19 protein-coding genes are annotated in these 19,283 nt (G+C 73.5%); 9 read left to right on the forward strand and 10 right to left on the reverse strand.

What is annotated here, in order from left to right; genetic code table 11:
- Window positions 1–242 precede the first annotated feature (242 nt).
- On the reverse strand, window positions 243–650 hold the full coding sequence (locus tag ABT014_RS31650; protein WP_350642825.1) for a hypothetical protein: 408 nt from the start codon (window positions 648–650) through the stop codon (window positions 243–245).
- 313 nt (window positions 651–963) lie between these two features.
- On the opposite strand from ABT014_RS31650, the gene ABT014_RS31655 reads away from it, so the two are divergent.
- On the forward strand, window positions 964–1,167 hold the full coding sequence (locus tag ABT014_RS31655; protein WP_007263537.1) for a cold-shock protein: 204 nt from the start codon (window positions 964–966) through the stop codon (window positions 1,165–1,167).
- A 113-nt stretch (window positions 1,168–1,280) separates the two neighbouring features.
- Here the strand turns inward: ABT014_RS31655 and ABT014_RS31660 are convergent, their stop codons facing one another.
- From ABT014_RS31660 to ABT014_RS31670, 3 genes are all read right to left on the reverse strand, one after another.
- A complete protein-coding gene (locus ABT014_RS31660) occupies window positions 1,281–1,487 on the reverse strand; it encodes a hypothetical protein (RefSeq protein WP_350642826.1) in 207 nt (68 codons plus the stop codon).
- Window positions 1,488–1,755: 268 nt separating this feature from the next.
- Window positions 1,756–2,142, reverse strand: coding sequence for a hypothetical protein (locus ABT014_RS31665; RefSeq protein ID WP_350642827.1), 387 nt, complete (start codon window positions 2,140–2,142; stop codon window positions 1,756–1,758).
- Entirely contained in the window at window positions 2,139–3,107 is a 969-nt protein-coding gene (locus ABT014_RS31670) for a hypothetical protein (protein WP_350642828.1), read from the reverse strand. The genes ABT014_RS31665 and ABT014_RS31670 overlap by 4 nt, the downstream gene beginning before the upstream one ends.
- 1,019 nt (window positions 3,108–4,126) lie before the next feature.
- Here ABT014_RS31670 and ABT014_RS31675 point away from each other — a divergent pair.
- Window positions 4,127–4,468 carry a hypothetical protein gene (locus ABT014_RS31675; protein WP_350642829.1) on the forward strand — a complete coding sequence of 114 codons (342 nt, stop codon included), beginning with the start codon at window positions 4,127–4,129 and terminating at the stop codon, window positions 4,466–4,468.
- Window positions 4,469–4,760: 292 nt separating this feature from the next.
- Here the strand turns inward: ABT014_RS31675 and ABT014_RS31680 are convergent, their stop codons facing one another.
- From ABT014_RS31680 to ABT014_RS31690, 3 genes are read right to left on the reverse strand one after another with little or no spacing between them, the layout of a single operon-like run.
- Window positions 4,761–5,870: an ABC-2 membrane transporter-related protein gene (locus tag ABT014_RS31680; RefSeq protein WP_350642831.1), complete on the reverse strand. Its 1,110-nt coding sequence runs from the start codon at window positions 5,868–5,870 to the stop codon at window positions 4,761–4,763.
- Window positions 5,867–6,829, reverse strand: a complete 963-nt coding sequence (locus ABT014_RS31685; RefSeq protein ID WP_350642833.1) for an ABC transporter ATP-binding protein — start codon at window positions 6,827–6,829, stop codon at window positions 5,867–5,869. Before ABT014_RS31685 ends, ABT014_RS31680 begins: the two co-directional genes overlap by 4 nt.
- Complete coding sequence (locus ABT014_RS31690) at window positions 6,826–7,248, reverse strand: GntR family transcriptional regulator (protein ID WP_350642835.1); 423 nt, start codon at window positions 7,246–7,248, stop codon at window positions 6,826–6,828. Before ABT014_RS31690 ends, ABT014_RS31685 begins: the two co-directional genes overlap by 4 nt.
- Window positions 7,249–7,679: 431 nt before the next feature.
- Between ABT014_RS31690 and ABT014_RS31695 the strand changes: the two genes are divergently transcribed.
- Both ABT014_RS31695 and ABT014_RS31700 read left to right on the forward strand, forming a co-directional pair.
- Window positions 7,680–8,291, forward strand: a complete 612-nt coding sequence (locus ABT014_RS31695) for a TetR/AcrR family transcriptional regulator (protein WP_350642837.1) — start codon at window positions 7,680–7,682, stop codon at window positions 8,289–8,291.
- Complete coding sequence (locus ABT014_RS31700) at window positions 8,284–8,634, forward strand: nuclear transport factor 2 family protein (protein ID WP_350642838.1); 351 nt, start codon at window positions 8,284–8,286, stop codon at window positions 8,632–8,634. The genes ABT014_RS31695 and ABT014_RS31700 overlap by 8 nt, the downstream gene beginning before the upstream one ends.
- A 304-nt stretch (window positions 8,635–8,938) precedes the next feature.
- Here ABT014_RS31700 and ABT014_RS31705 read toward each other — a convergent pair whose 3' ends face one another.
- From ABT014_RS31705 to ABT014_RS31715, 3 genes are all read right to left on the reverse strand, one after another.
- On the reverse strand, window positions 8,939–9,919 hold the full coding sequence (locus ABT014_RS31705; protein WP_350642840.1) for a zinc-binding dehydrogenase: 981 nt from the start codon (window positions 9,917–9,919) through the stop codon (window positions 8,939–8,941).
- A gap of 102 nt (window positions 9,920–10,021) precedes the next feature.
- Window positions 10,022–10,606 carry a TetR/AcrR family transcriptional regulator gene (locus tag ABT014_RS31710; protein ID WP_350642841.1) on the reverse strand — a complete coding sequence of 195 codons (585 nt, stop codon included), beginning with the start codon at window positions 10,604–10,606 and terminating at the stop codon, window positions 10,022–10,024.
- Window positions 10,607–10,854: 248 nt separating this feature from the next.
- Window positions 10,855–11,448: a CGNR zinc finger domain-containing protein gene (locus ABT014_RS31715; RefSeq protein ID WP_350642843.1), complete on the reverse strand. Its 594-nt coding sequence runs from the start codon at window positions 11,446–11,448 to the stop codon at window positions 10,855–10,857.
- Window positions 11,449–11,562: 114 nt separating this feature from the next.
- Between ABT014_RS31715 and ABT014_RS31720 the strand changes: the two genes are divergently transcribed.
- The 5 genes from ABT014_RS31720 to ABT014_RS31740 all read left to right on the forward strand — a co-directional run bounded on the left by ABT014_RS31720 (window position 11,563) and on the right by ABT014_RS31740 (window position 17,737).
- Window positions 11,563–12,105 (forward strand): carboxymuconolactone decarboxylase family protein, encoded by a 543-nt coding sequence (locus tag ABT014_RS31720; RefSeq protein WP_350642845.1) that lies wholly within the window; start codon window positions 11,563–11,565, stop codon window positions 12,103–12,105.
- Window positions 12,106–12,931: 826 nt separating this feature from the next.
- Window positions 12,932–13,423, forward strand: coding sequence for an Imm21 family immunity protein (locus ABT014_RS31725; RefSeq protein ID WP_350642846.1), 492 nt, complete (start codon window positions 12,932–12,934; stop codon window positions 13,421–13,423).
- A gap of 417 nt (window positions 13,424–13,840) precedes the next feature.
- Window positions 13,841–14,206 (forward strand): DUF6193 family natural product biosynthesis protein, encoded by a 366-nt coding sequence (locus ABT014_RS31730; protein WP_350642848.1) that lies wholly within the window; start codon window positions 13,841–13,843, stop codon window positions 14,204–14,206.
- A 968-nt stretch (window positions 14,207–15,174) separates the two neighbouring features.
- The gene (locus ABT014_RS31735) at window positions 15,175–15,912 is read left to right on the forward strand and encodes a peptidase inhibitor family I36 protein (RefSeq protein WP_350642850.1); all 738 of its coding nucleotides are present in this window, start codon (window positions 15,175–15,177) and stop codon (window positions 15,910–15,912) included.
- A gap of 1,480 nt (window positions 15,913–17,392) precedes the next feature.
- Window positions 17,393–17,737, forward strand: coding sequence for a hypothetical protein (locus ABT014_RS31740; protein WP_350642851.1), 345 nt, complete (start codon window positions 17,393–17,395; stop codon window positions 17,735–17,737).
- Window positions 17,738–19,283 lie beyond the last annotated feature (1,546 nt).

A 19,283-nucleotide genomic window follows, 5' to 3' on the forward strand; every position in this document is an offset into this window, starting at 1 on the left:
GCGCGCGGGGCGGTCAGGCGAGGACGGCGGTGTCGCACGACGGGAGGCCGGGTGCCGGGTGCCGGGTGCCGCGGCGCAGGGGTGTGCCGGGCGCGGTTGTGCCGAGGCGACGTGGCGCTGGTCGCGGCCCGGGGGCCGTACAGGCCGTGCACCGGTGCCCGGGGCGGCAGGCGGACGCTCCTGCAAGCCGTCCGGGAGTCGGCGGTCAACGCCGGCGACGCCGCCCGGTGCTCGGTGTGGGGTCATCCGGGGTCGTCGGGGTCGTCGGGGTTGTTGGGGTTGTCGGGGTTGTCGGGGTTGTCGGGAGGGTTGGCCGGCGGTAGTGCCGCGGGGCGGGCCGGTGGGCCGGCGCCCGGTGGGAGGGTGGTCGGTGGGGGAGTGGTGGTCACGGGTCCGGCGTCCGGGGTGCCGGGCCGGTTCCCGAGGGCCAGCTGCGTGAGCATCTGCCAGTGGGCGATGTGCTGCTGGGGGTCGGTCGTGCGGGCGTCGGCGGTGCTCTCGATCAGCAGGCCGTTGCGCCGGTCCCACAGCAGTCCCCGCAGCTGCGCGATGGCGGCGGGCGCGCGGCCCGCAGGACCAGGGGCCGTCATTCCCAGGCCGATCGGCCACCGGCCGGCCCGGGCGATGGCGAGGATCTCCACCGACGACACCAGCTTTCCATGCCCCCGCCCTCGTGGCCGCGGACTAGGATCCCCGACCGCCGGCCCGGCCCGCCGTGCTGCGCCGCGTGGGGCCGGTTCCGCGGGAGCGCCCGGTGCTCGGCGCTGTCGTCTGGGTGGTGTGGGTTTCCCGGGTTGGGGTGGGATGTTCGGGGTAGTGTCGGGTTGTCATGGTTCCGAAGTACGTCGCCCGCACGTACGTGTGCGGGCGTTTTGCTGTTCGCAGTCTCTGAGGGCCAGGGCGATCACCTTGGGTTCCTGCACGGTGCAGGAGCCCGCTTCGAGTCCCCTTGGAGGACGAACAATGGCCAACGGAACCGTGAAGTGGTTCAACTCGGAAAAGGGCTTCGGGTTCATCGAGCAGGACGGTGGCGGCCCCGATGTTTTCGCGCACTACTCGAACATCGCCACCCAGGGCTTCCGTGAGCTGACGGAGGGCCAGCGGGTCACTTTCGACGTCACCCAGGGCCAGAAGGGTCCCCAGGCGGAGAACATCCTTCCCGCCTGAGTCTGCCTTTCCTTCGCCACCCGCCCGCAGCACTTGCCGGGCGGGTGGTTGCCCCCCGTTGTCCCGTTGGAGACGACGGGTCGCGGGAGGTGTGACCACCGGCCGCCCCTGCCTCAGGCCTCGACCGTCACCGCCCCGGGGCAGTCCGGGCCCGGGCCCAGCACGGCGAGCTGCGCCGTATCCAGCCGGTCGCGGCGGGTCTTGGCGTTGGACAGCCACACCCCGGGCTTCACCTTCGCACCGTCCTCCAGCACCTCTACCTGGCCCCGGGGGACGACCACCCGCTGCTCCGGCTCCACGTACCGGCCGAGCGCCGCCACACCCCGAGCGAACGCTGTGCCACCGCCCGGCCGACCGACCGCAGCACCGCACCATCACCAGCACCATCACCAGCACCGGTGCCGGTGCTGGTGATGGTGCGGCCGCCGCGCGCACTGCTGCGCCGTCCGCCCCGGCCGCTGCCGCCCGATCCCGCTGTCCGCCCCTCCGCCGTGCCCGGCTGCCTGGCCGCGATGCCGTCCTCGGCACCGCCGGTCCGGTCGTCACGCTCACCCGTCGTCCGGCTTGGTCTGCCTTGCCGGGTGGGTGTCAGTCGAGGGGTTCGGCGGCGAATGTGTTGTCGCCGAGGGGGATGTCGGTGAGTTGGAAGTTTTGGGTGTGGCCGTCGATGGTGAGCGTGGTGACGCTGCCGGCGGGCCGGGTGGTGGCGCGCCGCACTGGGCGGCCGCCTGCGGTCAGCGTGCCGAGGAAGGTGTAGGTGCGTACCGCGGCCGTGGCGTCGCGGGTGGCGGGGACCGGCGGGTGGGCCGGCGTGGTGTCCGCGCCGCCGGTCGTGTCGGGCACGGCGGCGGGCGGGGTCGCCGGGGCGGTGCGACGGGCCCGGATGCGGCGTGCGGCCCAGGAGGTGCTCCCGAGCAGGACGGCGACGGACAGGCCTCCGGCGATGTGCGGCAGGGTCTCGGCGATCAGGCTCACAGCCGGCCTCCCGCCGTGGCCGCGGCCGCCGGCAGGTTCGCGCGTCGCCGATCCTGTTCCACGACCAGGTACCTGACCTTGCGTCGCACCCGTTCACCCGCGGTCTGCGGGTCGGCGGCGCCCGCGGACCAGGCTGCGTCGGCCCACGTGGCGATCCCGCGCTGCGCCCAGGCGCGTACCACGCGTCCTTCCTCGGGGGTGAGTGCGCGCAGCAGGGCGGCCAGCCGGGGGTCGTCCGGCTCGCCCGCGGCCGCGAGTTCCGTGGCGGACGGGCGGCTTGCGAGGACCTCGTACAGCGAGAGGCCGTTGCCGATCGGGATGTCCAGGCTGAGCGTCCGTCCGTGCCGCGTCCCGCGCCGCCACAGCGGCACCAGCTGCCGGTGGATGCTGCGTACCTCCGCCTTGAGTGCGCCCACGGCGAGCGGGGACAGGCGGCCGTCCGTGGTCAGCGGGGCGACCCAGTCGCCGAGCAGGGCGTCGCCCGCCGCCTGCTCCCACCGGGCGCTCGTCGGCAGGCACAGCGAGTGGGTGAGGAGTCCTCTGACCAGGACGTCGGTGTCCAGTTCCGTGATGCCGGGGCCGCGCTGCACCTTGGCGTCCGACAGCGCCTCGCGCGCGTTCAGTGCGCAGGCGAGATCAGGGGTGTGCCGCACCTCGGGGCGGTCCTTGAGCGGCCAGGCCGCCGGCGGTAGCAGGTGGAGTTTGTCCAGGTCGACCCCCACGGAGGCGTAGGCGCTCCTCATCTTGACGTGGTCGAGGACGCTGCATACCTCGTCCGCCCGGTGGGGCATCAGCACGAAGCTGCCGTCGGCGGTCTCCTCGGCGAGCAGCCGTTCACCTGCGACAACCCCGGGGGTCGAAGCAGCGCGCACGGTCCAGTAGTTCGGGGCCTGCTCCTGGGCTGCGCGGCGGAGCTCCTCCACGCGGCCGACGGCTTGCGCGTCGGAGGCGGATGGGGTCGTCATGGCGGTTCTCCTCCAGCGGGTGACAGTAGGTTCACCCCTCGGCCACGGCATCACCGCCCGGAGACAAAAAATCTTGAAGAGGTGGATGTGATGACCGTCACAGTCCGGCCGTCCTGTCGGCGTCGCTGCTCGCCGTCCGGTCGCTGCACCGGCGCTGCCGGTGCCGGGCGTGGTGCCGCATCCGGGCCCGGGTCGGCCCCGGGCCGCCCAGGGTGCTGCAGCGGGCCTTGGCGGGCACCCGGGGCCGTCGTCGCCGGCTGCCCTCGGGTCGGCGCCGGGGCCGCGCCCGGTGCTGCTGGGGAACGCCGCCGGGGCCGCTCCGGCACGCCGTTCCCCGGCCGCCCGCTGCTGCGCTCCGCCGTCCCGGCCCGCCGTCCCGGGCCCCTGGGCTGCACCCGGGGGCGGGCCGGTGCCTTGGGTCCGCCGGAGGGGCGGTGGTGGACCGTGTGCGGGCGGGTTTCCGGGCTCCCGCCCCGACTTCGGTCACCGCCCGGGCTTCCCGCCAGCGGTGTGGCCCGGCCACGTGGGGGGCCGTGCCCGGGGCGGCATCCCAGCCCCCAGCCTCTCGGACACATCGTTCCGGGCCGTCGGCGCCGTCCCCGGCAGCCCGGGCGCACCACACCCGGCCGCCCGCTGCTGCGCCCGTCCCCGGGCGGATCCGGCGGCATCGACCACGCCCGGCCTGCACCCGTACCCGGCGTCCTTTCGTCATTCAGGTCCCGCGAACCGCCTGTCGGACGCCGCCTGCTCGCTTGCCTTTCCGTCGGCGGGACGCTCACCGGCCCGGCCAACCGGATCGGGGGTGACGCCTCTCCGACGTTGCGGGCCGGTGCGTGGCTGCGTAAGCAGGCGGGGGCTCGCGCCGAGGAGAAGCTCGGCGTTCAGCGGACCGTGCTCCTGGACGCCTTGCCGGCCGTCGGGAAGGCCGGCACCGGCGCCTGGTTCGACCCGCTCCACCTGCCGGCCGCCGGGCCGTGTCCACCTCGGCGGCCGGAGACCCACGACAACAGGGGAGTGGCATGACCTACGCGGCCGACCAGGACATCGAACGGCTGGCTCGCCTCGCGGCGACCGGGCTGTGCCGCGCCCTGGTGACCGGTGGCCCCGTGGGACTGCCGCCCGCCGTGGAACTGGCGGCTCTGGTTGCCGAGTTCGACCGGATGCGGTCGGCGCCGGCCGGCTCCTGGCGCCGGGTGGCGGACCTGCTGGAGGCCGTCCCGCACAACCCGAGGGCCCTGACCGGCCCGTACCGGTACGGGCAGGGGTGGGACGACGCGGTCCACCACCTGTGGGACCTGGCCGACGGCATGGCGCCCGCTCCGCGACCTGTCACCGACACCTCGGAAGGCCTCACGCGATAACCGACCCGCTCCGCTCCGGACCCTGCCGCCACCCACCGCGTCGACCTTCCGACCCGCCCGGGCCTCGACACCAGCCGGCGGATGGGCGGTGGCTTCGGGGCCGGCCGGCGGATGGGGGCCGTGGGCGAGCAACTCCTCGAGCGCCTGGTGGCCACTGCCCACGACCTTGACCTGGACAACCGCGACCGGCCGATGGGCCGCTCCTGGCAGGAAGAACAGGACCTCGCGTGAGGCTGCCCGCCGCGGCCCGGTACCAGGTCGCCGCCTCCCCGGGTCGTCACCGGCTGGTCGCTCAGCGCGCGCGGTGGACCCGCAGCAGGCAGAAGCCGACCAGCGCCGTGGTGGCCGTCAGGCTCAGACCGGTCTGGGTCCAGTGCATGACCCACTCGTCGGCCCGCGGGTGGTAGCTCGTGTACATCTGCGTGATGGTCTCGCGGTGGGCCAGGCACTCGGGCGTCGGGCACTTCCACGTTCCGTCGGTCAACCGGCCGAGCCAGTCGTTCTGCAACGGGATCCGCAGGCCGTCTCCGGTGAGCAGGCCGTTCGCGACGACGTCCGAATCGAGTGGGCCGTTCGTCGGCAGGTGCTCGGTGGGGCCCATGCCTGTCCCGCCGCCCGGTACCGGGGCGGCCATCGTGACGTGGGCGAACACCTCCTGCACCGGCGCGAACGCATACCGGCCGGCGTCCACCGCGAACCGGAGGGCGAGGGTCAGGACGGCCGTGACGACGATCGAGGCCACCACTCGGCGCACCACCAGCCCGACCGCCGCGCCCAGAGCGACGGAGAGCAGGCAGAACCCGACGAACGACGGTCCCGACGCCATCCGGCTCATCCAGGTGAACCAGTGGTAGTAGCCGGGCACGTCGAACCGCCCCTCGACCACCCTGGTCCACCAGGTGGCGACGGCCGCGAGCAGGGACGACCCGACCGACGTGATCAGCAGCGGTACCCCGAGGCGGGCGGCCAGCCAGCGCCGGCGCGACACCGACTGCGTCCAGGCCAGCGTGTACGTGCCGGTCTCGAACTCGCGTGCCAGCATCGGCGCGGCGAAGAACGCCCCGAACGCCACCGGTAGCACGACCAGCAGCCAACCGGTGACCCGGACGGCGACGCTCCAGTGCTCGTTCAGGGCGGTCACCTTGTCGGTCGATCCCTCGCACTGCGGGGGGAAGTCGAGGAGGTTGCAGCCTTGGATGTGTTCGGACGTCACGAAGTCCTGGATCCGGCCGCCCAGGAAGAGCATCCAGCCGCAGAGCAGCACGACGGCGGCGCCGGCCATCAGCAGTGTGGTCCGGTCCTGGCGCAGGCTCAGCCAGGTGGCGCCGCGCAGGAGGCGTCGCCCGGGCGCGGGGCGCCGACCCGGCGGTGCGGGCAGCTCGGGCACGTAGGCGGTGGTCATCGGGCCGTCACCTCTTCTCGTCCGGCGGTGAGCGCGTCGGACCCGACCAGGGTTCGGTCCTGCGGGGCGGGGGTGCGCAGGTAGGCGATCAGGATGTCCTCCAGGTTCGGCCGGGTGACGTCCCAGCGCGGGTCGATCTCGCCCGATGGTTTGAGCAGTGCCGTGGCCTGGCGCCCGGTCCGCCTTAGTTCGACGATCTCGTGACGGGCCAGCGCTTCGGGGGCTCCGCCACCTTCACCGTCGGCGCCGACCACCAGGCGGTGGCCGTCCAGCAGTTCCTCGACATCGCCGCTGAGCCGGATCCGCCCGTCGCGCAGCACGGTGACGTGGTCGCACACGCCGTCCAGCTCTGCGAGGACGTGGGAGGAGATGAGGATGGTGGTGCCGTGCTCCGCCGCCTCGGCCATCAGGATGCCGGTGAGCTCCTGACGGGCGACGGGGTCGACGTCCGCGAGCGGCTCGTCGAGCATCAGCAGGTCGGGGCGTTTGCCGAGGACCAGTGCGAACGCGACGCGGGTGCGCTGCCCGGCGGAGAGCGTGCCCACCTTGGCGTTCAGCGGGAGACCGCCCAGCCGCACGATCCGCTCGGCGATCTCCTGGTCCCAGCCCGGGTTCAGCTCCAGGCCGGTTCGCAGGGTCTCCGCGACGGTGAACCGCGGGTACAGCGGCTTGTCCTGTCGCAGGTAGGCCGTGCGCCGGAGGGAGGAGGCCGTGCGCGGTCCGGTCCCGAAGACCGTGACGGCGCCCTCGGTCGGCGTGAGCAGTCCGGCGGCGAGCGCCATCAGGGTGCTCTTGCCGGCGCCGTTGGGGCCGACGAGTGCGCAGATGCGGCCGGCCGGAAGCCGGAGTTCGCAGTCGCGCAGGGCCCAGCGTCGGCGGTACCGCAGGCCGAGTCCGACCGTCTCCAGGGCGGTGCTGTCCTCGGCCGGTCGGTGTTGCTCCTGTGCGGGACGGTTCACCCGGACTCCTTCGGGGCTTCGGTGCTGATGGGGTAGGCGCGTTCCAGGGCGGCATCGACGAGTGCGGCGACGTCCTCCCGCTCCAGACCGACCGCACGGGCGCGGGCGATCCACGCCGCCAGGTCGGTGTGGAGCACCGAGTCCTCGACGGTCTGCGGCTTCGTCAGGGACTTCCGGACGAAGGTCCCGACTCCCCTGCGGCTCTCGACCAGGCCCTCGCGTTCCAGTTCCCGGTAGGCCTTGAGCACGGTGTTCGGATTGATCGCCGTCGCCTCCACCACCTCTCGGGCCGTGGGGAGTTGGTCGCCGGGTCGGAGTACCCCGAGCCGGAGTGCCCGCTTCGTCTGCTCGATGATCTGCAGATACGGCGAGAGGCCGCCGCGACGGTCGATGAGGTATTCGACGATGGCTACCACCATTCCACTAGTTATCTAGTGGAATGGTGCACCGGCCATGAGTCGCCGTCAAATCCGCCGACGAACTCGTCCTCCATGTACCGGCGTTCGGCCAGCCAAGGACCTTCGCGGTCCACGGAGTCCGCGCCCGGGCTCAGGCCCCTGGTCGCACGCGCCGCCGACTCCCCGGGCTGAACACCTGCAAGGCGTGCAATCGCGTCGAGGGCCCGCGCAGCCGCCCCTACGGTCGCCCTGCGGCGGGGGCCGGGCACCCGACCCGCCGGATCAACGGGGGTGTATCAGGGGTCGCTGTGCTTGGCGGGCTGTTCCGGTGCTGCTGCGGGCCGTTGGCTCTGGCTGCTTGGGTGGGGTGGCTGTCCTGCCGGTTCCCTGGGGCGGTGGGCTTCGCCTGTGCTATTTTTTGTGAGCAGTCGTTCAACTACTGGGGGTGGAGGATGGGGCGTAAGCAGCTCTGGGAGCAGGACGAGGTGCTGGCCTCGGCGATGGGGCTTTTCCGGCATCGGGGGTATCTCGGTGCTTCGTTGCGGGACATCGAGGAGGCCACCGGGGTCCACCCGGGGAGCCTGTACCGGACGTTCGGGAGCAAGGACGGCCTGTTCCGTGCGGCCCTGAACGCCTACAACGAGCGGGTGGTGCGGGACCGGGTCCGGGTCCACCTGCTGGAGCCGGCGGACCCCCTGGCCGGTATCCGCTCGTTCTTCACCTCGGCGATCGAGACCGGCACCGATCCCGACCCGGGCTGCCTGCTCACCAACACCGCCGTCGAGTCCTTCACGCTCCCCCTGGCCGCCGACGGCGTGCACCACGGCCTGGCCACGATCGAGAGCGGCTTCGCCGACGCACTGTCCCGCGCCCGCCGCCGTGGCGACACCCCGCCGGACCTCGACGTCGGGGCCACCGCCACCCATCTGCTCGCGCTCTACCAGGGCCTGCTGGTGCTCGTCCGGGCCGGCCTGCCCCGCACCACACTGCACAGCGTCACCGACGGCGCGATGGCGTCGATCGGCTCCCTCGAGGCACACGAAAGCAAGGACGACCATGAGTGACACCCAGCAGCTCTGGAACGACTACGCCGCCTGCTGGTCGGCGGAGCCAGCCGACCGGATCCCGGCCCTCGGTGCGGTCGCGGCGCACGAGGTCGCCTACCGCGACCCGGGGACGGAGGTCACGGGCCTGACCGAACTCGCCGCCTACATGGCCGGCTTCGCCGCGGCCTTCCCCGGCCACCGGTTCCGCATCGACGAGGTGCTCGAGCACCACGACCGCTCCCTGGCCCGCTGGACCCAGCTCGACGCCCACGGCTCGGCGGCCTCCAGCGGCATCAGCGCTGCCCGCCACCACGAGGACGGGCGCCTCACCGACATCACCGGCTTCTTCCTGCCGGCCTAGGAACTGTCCGCCGCCCGAAGGCTGTTGCTGGTCCTCCGCCACCCCGCCGGGCGTCGCGCCGATGCCCGGCGGGGTGGCGGGCTCGTGCGGCAGGCCGTCGTCCCGGTCGGCGGCTCGCCGGCGCGGTCGGCTCGGTGGCCTCCCGGCTGCCGGCCGCTGCGCCGGGGCCGCGGCCGGGGGCCCGTCCGGTGCCGTCCCGTGGTGGTCCCGGCGCCGCTGCTGCTGCGCTCCGGTGGGTGGTGGGTGGCGGGCGCCGGACCGTGCCTTTGCCGCTCGTGCCATCGCATGTGTGCTGGTGGTGGGGTCAGTCGAGGGTCACGGTCATCTTGCCGAGGGCGGTGCCGTTCTCCATGATCCGGTGTGCTTCGACGATGTCCTCGAAGTGGAAGACCCGGGCGGGTGCCGCCGCCAGGGTGCCGGCCTCGACCTTGGCGTAGATGGCGTCGAGGGGGACGTCGGTGAGCGGGAATTCGGGCGTGCCCAGGACGAAGGCGCTGGCGTAGAAGCTGAGCCGGACACCGCTCGGCAGATCGGTGATCGGGTCGAAGTCCGGTACGGGTGCGAATCCGCCGAGGAAGCCGATCTGGCAGACCCGGCCGCGCGGCCGCACCAGCCGCAGGGAGTCGCGCAGGGTGCTGTTGCCGACGATGTCGAGCACGGCGTCGACGGCGGGGGCGGCGGCGCCGGTCCGCGCGGCGAGCCGGCCGTCGTCGATGAGCACCTCGTGTGCGCCGAGGTCCCGGAGCAGGGCGGCGTGGGCCGGATTGCGGGTGGTGGCGAGAACCCGGGCGCCGTGGTCGACGGCGAGGTTGACGGCGGCCTGGCCGAGCGCGGAGGTCGCGCCGCGGACGAGGACGCTCTCGCCGGCGCGCAGGTCGAGGTTGCCGAACAGGCCGCTCCACGCGGTGGCGTACACCTCGGGTACGGCGGCGAGTTCGGCCCAGCCGAGCTGGGAACGCACCGCGACGACGTTGGTGGCCGGGACGGTCACCAGCTCGGCGTAGCTGCCGTTGCGGGTGCGGCCCATGCCGCCGAGGATCGCCACCACGGTGGTGCCGGCCGCGAGTCGGCCCGAGGGGTCCGATTCGACCAGTCCGGCGCACTCGATGCCGGGTACGGCCGCGACCTCGCCCCAGGCGCCGGCCCGCATGTAGGCCTCGGCGTGGTTGAGGCCGAACGCCTTGACCCGGATGAGGATTTCGCCGTCGGCGGGGACGGGGTCGGGCAGTTCGGTGACGGTCAGTACCTCGGGTCCGCCGTGGGCGGAGATGACGATGGCCTTCATGATCGCATCCATTCTTGAGTGGTCATTCAACTATTGGGTCGGAAGAAGGGCCACCGCGTGGTGCGGTGGCCCGGGTGGTGCGGCGGCCGGGGTGGCCGGTGGTCAGGCGAGGGCGGCGAAGGCGTTGTCGGTGATCGCGCGCAGCACGGCCTCGTCCGGATCGGCCTTGCCCACCACCATCAGCCCCTGGCAGGTGGCGACCAGCAGTTTGGCGCTGCCGGCCGGATCGAGTGAGGCTCGGATCTCGCCCCGCAGGCGGGCGTTGTCCAGGGCGGCGGCCATGCAGGACTCCAGGCGGGCCAGGTGTCCGCGGACCACCGCCGCGGCCTCGTCGTCCTCGGCCGCGTTCTCGATCGCGGTGTTGACCAGCAGGCAGCCCTGGCGCCCCTCGGGGCTCAGCAGGTCGCGCACCAGGGCGTCGAAGTAGCCGCGCAGCTCGGCCAGCCCGGCCCCGGGGGCCTCCAGCTCGCCGAGCTTCTGCGGCACGACGAGCTTGGAGTAGCGCGCCAGCGACTTGAGGAACAGGTCCCGCTTGCCGCCGGGGAAGGCGCTGTAGAGGCTGCCCGGTTTCACGCCGGTCGCCTTCACCAGGTCCTCGATCGAGGTGGCCCGGTAGCCGCGCTCCCAGAACTTGTGCATGGCCTGGTCCAGCACGGTCTCGGGCTCGAACTCGCGGGGTCGGGGCATGCGGCGAACATACATGAGCAGTCATTCAAGAACAAGTGGGCAGGCCTCGGGCCCGGCCCGGGTGCGGAGGGCGTCGGGCGCGCTCTCCCGGTCGCGAGGCGCCCCGGATCGCGGTCGGCCCCGCCGCGCGCTGCCCGCCCGGGCGGACCCGGGCACTGCGTGGGCCTCGCTCGGCCGGCGTGCGTGACGGGGCGACGGGGGGAGTGGGGAGGCACTGCCGCGGGGGTGCGGGCGGGATTGCCCGCAGGTCAGCCCTGCTTGGTGCGCTCGTAGTGGCGTGCGGCGCGGGCGCGGTTGCCGCAGTCGGGGCCGCTCCATTCGCGGCGTGGGTGGTTCTTCAGGAAGTACAGCACGCAGCCCGGGGCCTGGCAGGCCCTCAGCAGGTCGCGGTCGGGGCCGGTGACCAGGTCCACGGTCGCCTGGGCGATCTCGCCGAGAGCGGCGGCGACCGGGGTGGCGGCGCTGCGGGTGAGTGTGGCCGGCGCCGGCCCCGGGGCCAGTTCGCGCCAGCTGGGGGCGCGTCGGACCTGGCGGTTGAGTTCGCCGACCGCGTCGCCGGGTGCCTCGGTTCCGCGGGCGGCGGCGTCGATCAGCGCGCGGGCGGCGTCGCGCAGCGACCGGATCGACCGCAGGTCCTCCTCGCCGAGGGCGAGCAGGGCCTCGTCGTCCAATGCGGTCGCGAACCGTGCGCGGTTGTCGCGCAGCCAGGCGGCGGCGTGCTCGACGGTGGCCAGGCCGTCCACCAGCCGGCCGCGCACGGCGTACGTGGCGTTGGCCAGCTCGATCGGCAAGGGCTCGCCGAGCAGGGGTGCGCCGCCGCTCTCGTATCCGTTCAGGTCCACGTCCTCATGGTACGGCGGACTTGCAACCGTGAGACTGCCGTGACATGGTTCTAACGGCTAGAGCAGCCAGCAACCATGAGAACTGTGGTTGTGGAACCGCACAGGAGCACTCCCATGTCCCGACTTGCGACCATCGAGCCGACCGACGCGCACGGCGCCGCCGCCGACCTCCTCACCGCCGTCCGCACCGCCCTCGGCGTCACCCCCAACATGACCAAGGTGATGGCCAACAGCCCCGCCGTCCTCAAGGGCTACCTGGAGTTCTCCGGCGCCCTCGCCGGCGGGGCGCTCCCCGCCACCACCCGCGAGGCCATCGCCCTCGCGGTGGCGCAGGAGAACGCCTGCGACTACTGCCTGTCCGCCCACACCTACATCGCCACCGAGCTCGCCGGACTCACCCGGCAGGACACCGAGCAGGCCCGGCACGGCAGTTCCGCCGACCCGCGGACCGCAGCGGCACTGACCCTGGCCGTCACGCTGACCCGCACCCGGGGCACCCTTCAGGACGCCGACCTGAAGGCCGCCCGCGAGGCCGGACTGACCGACGGCGAGGTGGCCGAGGTGGTCGCCCACGTGGCACTCAACGTCTTCACCAACTACTTCAACAAGGCCGCCGACGTCGACATCGACTGGCCGCACGTCAGCCACCTCGACTGAACCCCACGGGCCGCCGGGGACCGGCCCACGGCCCCCGACAGCCTTCGGCCGAACCGCCGCTCAACCCCGAGCGCCGGCCCGGACAACGACAGCGGCTCGTCGCGCTGCCCGCCGCCCGGTCCGGTCCGGCCCCGGCGGAGGGGCTGCTCGGCTTCGGCTCCGATGTGTGACCTCAGGGCGTTTCGAGGGCTGTGTGGGCTTCGGGCGGACCATTCCGGGTGGATGGACGGGTGGTGCCTGCCGGGACGCCGGGGCTGGGTTGGTTTTGGTGACGGTGGGTGGTCGGCTGTCCGGGCCGGTCGGGGGTTGGGGCCGTGGCGGGGTTTTCCCATGTTTTGACGGCCCGTCGGAATGCCGTCGGAATTGCTGCCGGGTTCGGTCCGGGTTTTTCCTTGTCGGTTCGCGGGAATTGCCTCTGTCTCGGGGCGGTTTCGGTGGGTGGTGATTTCGCGGGGCGGGTTCGCCGGGGGATTCCGGTGGGGAGTGGTGCGCGCTCCGGGCGTTCCGGGGTCGTGGGGGTGGTCGTCGCCCCCGGTGCGTGGCCGGCTCCGGCGCTGTCCGGGGCATGGGGCTGTTCCCCTGCCGCCGGGAGCCGCCCGCCGGTCCGGCTCCGGCCTGCTGCGCCTGGTCGCCGTTCCTGACCCGGCCTGCTGTGCCTGGTGGTGGTCCGCACCCGGCGGTGGTCGCCTCCCGCCCGGCGCGGTCCGGCCTGCTGGCTGCCGCGCGCCCGGCCCGCTTGCCGGCGCCGGGCCGTTGGCGCCGTCGCGGGGGCGTCCCGGACGAGCGGTGCCCTCCGGGCGTGACGCCGTGTTGGCATCATGACCGGATGACCGTTCCGCTGATCTGGCTCGACCGCACCGACTTCGCGCGCTACGCCCTCCTGCCCGAGCACCTGGTGCCCCGGTGGACCGGGCAGGAGGCTTGCGACGCGTGCGGCGAGTACGCGACGGCCCTGCGCTTCGAGGGCCACGACGTGGTGATCCTCGGCGGCGAGCCGCTGCCGGTGACCTGGATCGCGTCCGCCCTGGTCTTCGCCCGCTGGTCGTCCGCCGCCGACGACCGCTCGCTGCTCCCCGGTGTCGAGACGGCGCTGGCCTCCAACGCGTGGGAGGACGTGGTGACGGTCGAGCTCGGCGGCCGGTACGTGCTGACCGACGCCGGCTACGACGGCGAGCACATCCGCGGGCTCGAGACCGCCGATCCGCCGGAGCTCCTCCGGGTCACGATCCCCACCGGGCGCTATCTGCTCCAGTCGCTGCTCATCCAGCCCGACCCCGAGTCCGAGTACTACCTGGAACGCCTGCTCCCGCTCGGCTGATCAGCCGCCACCTGGTACCGCGAGCAGGGACGCCGGGGGCTGCACCTGACCGTGGCGGCCGTGGTGGTCGTCGTCCTGGTCGTCGTGCTGCTTCCCGGGGGCGTTCCGGCCTGCCGGGAGCAGCCGGCCCCGTGCCCGCCGCCGCTCCCGGGCCCGGCGTGCTGCGCCTGGTCGGGGTGGTGTGTGTGCTCTGCGTCCGGACGTTGTCGCCCTCGTCGGGCCCGTCGTCGGGTCGCGTCCCGGCTCCCGGGCCGCTGCTCCGGCCGCCCTGCGGGAAGGCCGTTACCGGGCGCCGTGCCGTGGGTTGTCGGCCGCCGGGAGCGGCCGGCCCAGTCCCGGCCCTGGCCCTGGCCCCGGCCCCGGCCCCGGGCCCGGGGCAGGTTGCCCTGCCGGGAGGGTGCGCGTCATGATCGCCGGATGGTTGAGGAGACGACGGTTGCGAGGACCTGGCGGCTGATGCTGGCGGGCGATCCCGCGGTGCGACTGGGGGATCCGGCGGTGGTGGAGGCGGCCTACGCCGAGCCGCGCCTGCGGGTCCTGTTCCCGTTCCCGAGCCACGGGTGTCTCAGCTTCCACCGGAACTCGCAGTTCCCGTGGAGCAACGACCTGCCGTTCATCGCGGGCGGCACGCCGTGCTCGGTGTACGGGCCGCTGTACTCGTCGGTCCTGGGCGAGGGCCTCACGCCGCAGGAGGCGGCCGCGTTGGTGGTGGCCAACCTGCCCGCCGACTGCGGACCGGCCTACGAGGGGCCCTGGCCCCCGCCGGACAGCCGAACTCACTGAACCCCAGGCCACCAGGACAAAGCACACGCGCGCACGTCAGCTGCGGGTCCGTCAGGCCGTTGCCCGTCGCCGCCCGTCCCCGGCGGGTCCTGACGTTGCTGGTGGCCCGCGGCTGCCCCTGGCCGCCGCTGTGCCCGGCTCACCGCGTCGTGCCCGCTGCCAGTGCCGACCTGGTCGATGTCCGCGGCTGCCCCGGCCGGCCGGCTGCTGCGCGTTGCCGGTGTCGAGTAGCTGCTCCTGGCCGCCGTTCCCGCCAGCCCCCGTCCCCGGCCTGTTGCTGGCCGCCGTTCCCGGGGCCGCGCCCGGCCCGGCCCGGCCTGCCGGCCTGCCGCTGCTGCTGCGCCGTGCTGGTGTCGAGCGGCTGCTCCCGGGGCCGCCCCCTGCCTGGCGTCGGCCCGGTCGGCTGGCCGCCGCCCGCTGCGCCGTGCTGCTGCTGCCCGGTCTGCCGCCGCGCGGTGCCGGTGTCGGGCAGCTGCTGCTGGTCGTCGTTCCCGGGCCCGCGCCCGGCCGGCCGCCTACAGCTACCTGGCCCGCCTCCTCGACCAGTGCGAAGTTCGCCGCGTCGAGGTACCCGAGGACGGCGGCTGAGCGAGCACGACCGGAACGGAAGGTCAGGCTACCTCCCCCCGCCCGTTGTGGGTCCGTCGGGCTGCCACCCGGGCCGCGCCCGGGAGCGGGCGGCTCCCGGGCCGCCGGCCTCGGCTGCTCCTGGGCCGGCCCGCCGCCCGTCAGGCCGACTCGCCCCCTCGCGGCCGCCTCGCTCCTCGCTCAGGTCCATGGCTCGGGCACGCCCTGGCTGCTGGCCGGCCGGGCTCCGGCGGTGACGGCCGTTCGCGCAATTTCCGGCGAGGCCGGGGCGAGTCAAGTACTTCGGTCACGAACGATGACGGGTAGAGTCACTCGGCGTAACCGCCCGGTCGCCAGGACGGCAACCGGGCTCCGGAGTCGCCAACAGGAAGGCATGAACGGTGAGCGACGAGCAAGCGCAGCTGATCTACGGGCAGGGCGAGGACGCGTGCCCGGAGGGCAACTTCTGCCTCTACCGCGCCGTCAACTTCAACGCCGGCCAGACCCCCGGGATCGGCGACAAGATCCTGACGATTCCGGTGGGCACGTCCGTCGCCGACTTCGCCGTGTACGGCTTCGACCACAGCGCCGACGGGGTGAGCAGCGTCGTCAACCGCACCGACGAGGACAACGCGCTCTTCTCCGCCGCCGCACAGCAGGGGCACTCGTTGCCGGTCGACCGCAGGTCCTCGATCGCGAGCCTGGCGCGGATCGCCATGGCCGACAGTCCGAACGGCACCTGGAACGACCAGGCCAGGTCCGCGCTGGCGGCGCCCTTCCTGGGGAACCTGATTGTCGAGCAGGCGTTCCTGAGCAAGTGGCAGGACTGGGAGACCCAGAAGTGGATCTACTCCTACCGGATCACGGTGCGCGCCGCCGAGACGCGCGTCGTGAAGTGGGCGCTCGGCTTCGGTGACCTGCCCGACGGGACCTCACTGTACAAGGGGTTCACCGATGTCTTCTGGGGCGAGATCCTGCGCGACGGTACCGACGGCAGCGTCCTGCTCGGCTCCCCGGTCGGCGGGGGACACACCATCGACCCCGGCACCGAGCTCGCCATCGACATCCAGGTCCTCTACGCGAAGGAGAGCGCCGCCCAGGAGCACCTCACCAGCCTGAACGCCCAGCAGTTGGGCTGAGCGCGACAACCACCCCGGGCCGGTCGGCTGCGGGGGAGTTACCGGCCTCGACGGCCGAGGTGCGGGTGCGCGGCGGTGCGTTGGTGGGTCTGGGGCTGGTGGGCGGGGCTCGATGGGCAGGACGCGCAAGGTGGTGCGTTCGATGTCGTGCCGGTCCGCCGGGCCGCCCGCGATCCGGTCCGTGCCGCGGCCGCCGGGCTGCGGCTGCGCCGGGTGCGGTGTCGAGCAGCTGCTCCTGGCCAAACGGGCCGCCTCAGATTTCGATGCGCCGTTGCCACCAGGGAAGTCCTTGCGGAGCGAACGGGTCGTTAACCGTCCTGCCCAGGATCCGGGCGTCGACGGGAGCCAGCGCGGCTCGCAGCTCTCGCCGCGCCCGTGAACGCAGGTTCCAAGCCGTCATTTCCAGCAGCGTGCGGATATGCCCGGTTGGGACGTCGGAGTATCCGTAGCGCCACTCCTCGGCACTACGGGGTCGCCCTGCACGCTGAGCCCAGCGTCGGAAGGCGAGCGCGACATCACCTCTCGGCAAGCCTCGTTCGCGCTCGAACGCGGCTATCTGCCGGTTCGCTGACGCAGACAGCCCTCGTATGACGGTCCGCCAGGCGTGGCTTGTGTCCCGAAGCGGCAGCTGAGATCTGATCTCGCCCGGCGTTCGGCGAGGCATGTCGACTTCCTGAAGGTGCCGGTACTGGCAGGTCCCCGAACGCTAGCCCAGCCGCCAATGATCCTCAAGGACCACCCAAGGCATAGGCGGTGCGCCTGTTCCGGCCCGAATAGCGCAGGGTTGGAACACTGCCTCTTCACCAGTAGCCGTCCCCGGGGCCGCTCCCGCCCGCCCGCCTGCCTGCTGTCTGCCGTCGGGGGCCAGGTCGTCGCCGTGCCGGTCGCCGGCCCCGGGGGCCCCGCCCCGGTGCCGCAGGTACCCGGGCGCGAGGACCAGGTGGTGGTGCCCGGCCGCCGTCCCGCCCCGGCCCGCCCTGCCCGGCGCCGCACGGATTCCGGAAATAGGCCTCCGAATTCCACCGTCCGCGCTGCTCGTTAATCCCGTTCATTTGCCACCGGGCCGGATGGTGCTGCGCCCGCTTGTGGTGTTCTTGGGTGGCCCCGGATTTCGCGGTGTGAGGCAGCGTCCGAGGGCACCTGTTCCGACACTGTCCATTCTGCCCGCCGAACGTGCTCCGGTGGTTGCCGGAACGTACCCGGATTCCGCCGCCCCGAGTTCCCGGATTCCCGCCGGAGTGATCGTCTGGAACGGCCCTGGTGACCCGCTTGATTGCCCGGCAGTTTCACCGCTCACCCCGGCCGCGTTCGGCCTCCGCCCACCGGCCCGCCCGCCCCAGAATTTCAGCGCCGGAATCGCGGCCGGTTTCCCGCCTGCGCTCACTGCCGGTTTCTCCGGCGGAACGCCGTCTTCGGGCGGAGGGAGCGGGGGCTGGATGTCGGTTGGTGCTGCCACGGCGGTTGGTTAGGCTCTGCGGTCGTGAAAATCTTCAAGCGCGCTGCTGTGGTCCTGCTGGTGCTCGCTCTGCCCGCCGCTTGTGGTGTGGGGTGGGTGGTGACCGGGGCCTTCACCGGCTGCTCGCTGCGCGATGCGAACCTGTCTGGCGATCTGGAGGAGGATCCGATCCTGAACGCCGCGGCGCTGCCCGGGTCCACCAGGGTCGGCGACCCCTACAGCGGGTGCGACGAGGATGACGGGTTCGCCTACGCGGGCCGGGGCTATGACCACCCCGGAAACCGTGCCGACCTCGTCGCCCACTACCGGGCCGCTGCCGTCGAGAACGGCTGGCAGCTCCACCTTGACGAAGAGGACGGTGGTGGTTAGAACTGCTTCATCCGCCGGAACGGCGATCTCACTGTCTTCCTTTCGCTGCACTTTCCCGACGCCTACAACGTCCCGGGCGAGCAGGAGGCGAAGCCCAGCGAGTACACCGTCGAACTGACAGCCAGCCATGACGGGGCCGCCTGGTGCTGACCGGCCCCGACCGCGTTCCGCTGGCCGGTACGCGGTTCCGGCTCGCGGGGAGGACCGCTGTCCCGGGGCATCGGCTCCGGCAGGCGGGGCCGATGCCCCGGGGGGATGGCATCCACGGGGTGCTGCCGTCCCGGGGGCCGTAGGCCGCCCAGGCCCGGCTGCTCCCGCCCCGTGGTACCGCCTGGCCGGGCCACCGACCATGCCCGGCACCTCCGGTACCGCGCGCCGCCGACCACGTCCTGCTGTGCTCCCGCCTGGGGGCCGCAGGCCACCACCACGGCCCCGCCCACCACCTTCGGCCGGTGCCGCAGGCCCGGCCCCGCACCCACGCGCTGCCGGGCCGCCAGGCCCCGGCCCCCGACCACCCACCGTGCGGCCGCCAGGCCGGCACCCCGCCGCGGCCGCAGGCCGCCCGCGCTGAGGACGGGCTGGTGGTTGTTCAAGGGGCAGCGGGTAGGTGGTGTGGTGCTGCGCCCTGGCCCCTTGTCCGTCCCCGCTCGCCGGCCGGGTGGTGCTGCGCCTGTGCTGCCTCTTCGGGGCCGGGGGGGGGCATGGAGGGGTTGGCGGTGGGCGTCCGGGGGTGGGTCCGCCGGCCCGGCCGGGAGTGCCCGCCGGGGTGCTGTCGCCGTGCTGCGGTGGCCGCCGCCGGCGCCCTCGGGGCCGGGCCCGTGGCCGCCGCTGCGCCCCGTCAGGCCCCGGCTCAGGCCCCGGCCCCCGGTTGTGCCGGGAGCAGGGCCGGCGCGGGCCGGTGGTGCCCGGTGGGTGGCTCGGCGGTCTCCTGGTGCCCGCTGTCGTCCCGGCCGGTGCGCCCGCTGTCGCCGTCGCAGGCCGGCACCCGCGCCCGCTGCTCCCCCCGGCCGCAGGTGCCCACCCTCCCCTCCTACTGTCCTTTCCGGCCTCTGCGGAGCCCGCCAGGGCCCTGCCCCGGGCCCACGCCTCCCCGGAGGCCCCAGGCCGCCCGACGGGCTGTCCCAGGGCCGCAGAGGCACCGGGGCCCCGCCGCTGCGCCCGGGGGGGCTGATATCGGGCGATGGCCCTCCACCGGCAATTCGCGGGATATCGTGAACGGACGGCCCGCCGAATTCGCCGTCCCGTCAGGGATGGCTCTCATAGCGGCAATTCACGCCACATCGTCAACGCCGCTCGGACACCCCGCCAGGGGAGGCCCCTCCACCGGCGATTCACGCCACATCGTTAACGCTCCCGGCCGCAGGCCGGAACGGGCCCGCCACATCGTTAACGCTCCCGGCCGCAGGCCGGAACGGGCCCCAAGGCGGGCCGCAGGCCCGTGCCGCTTTCGACGCCAGCCACCCGCAGAGTTGAGGCCCCGCCAGGGGCCGCCCCCGGCAAGCCAATTCGCCACAGGCGAATTTGGCCCCCCCCCCCCCCCCCCCCC

The organism is Kitasatospora sp. NPDC094015 (assembly GCF_040304075.1).
In the GTDB taxonomy this organism is placed as follows: Bacteria; Actinomycetota; Actinomycetes; order Streptomycetales; family Streptomycetaceae; genus Kitasatospora.

Coding starts and splice junctions, on each gene's coding strand:
- ABT014_RS31680 (WP_350642831.1), bottom strand. CDS start 5,870: ATGACCACCGCCTACGTGCCCGAGCTGCCCGCACCGCCGGGTCGGCGC.
- ABT014_RS31700 (WP_350642838.1), top strand. CDS start 8,284: ATGAGTGACACCCAGCAGCTCTGGAACGACTACGCCGCCTGCTGGTCG.
- ABT014_RS31675 (WP_350642829.1), top strand. CDS start 4,127: ATGACCTACGCGGCCGACCAGGACATCGAACGGCTGGCTCGCCTCGCG.
- ABT014_RS31695 (WP_350642837.1), top strand. CDS start 7,680: ATGGGGCGTAAGCAGCTCTGGGAGCAGGACGAGGTGCTGGCCTCGGCG.
- ABT014_RS31655 (WP_007263537.1), top strand. CDS start 964: ATGGCCAACGGAACCGTGAAGTGGTTCAACTCGGAAAAGGGCTTCGGG.
- ABT014_RS31730 (WP_350642848.1), top strand. CDS start 13,841: ATGGTTGAGGAGACGACGGTTGCGAGGACCTGGCGGCTGATGCTGGCG.
- ABT014_RS31690 (WP_350642835.1), bottom strand. CDS start 7,248: ATGGTGGTAGCCATCGTCGAATACCTCATCGACCGTCGCGGCGGCCTC.
- ABT014_RS31670 (WP_350642828.1), bottom strand. CDS start 3,107: ATGACGACCCCATCCGCCTCCGACGCGCAAGCCGTCGGCCGCGTGGAG.
- ABT014_RS31720 (WP_350642845.1), top strand. CDS start 11,563: ATGTCCCGACTTGCGACCATCGAGCCGACCGACGCGCACGGCGCCGCC.
- ABT014_RS31705 (WP_350642840.1), bottom strand. CDS start 9,919: ATGAAGGCCATCGTCATCTCCGCCCACGGCGGACCCGAGGTACTGACC.
- ABT014_RS31710 (WP_350642841.1), bottom strand. CDS start 10,606: ATGCCCCGACCCCGCGAGTTCGAGCCCGAGACCGTGCTGGACCAGGCC.
- ABT014_RS31725 (WP_350642846.1), top strand. CDS start 12,932: ATGACCGTTCCGCTGATCTGGCTCGACCGCACCGACTTCGCGCGCTAC.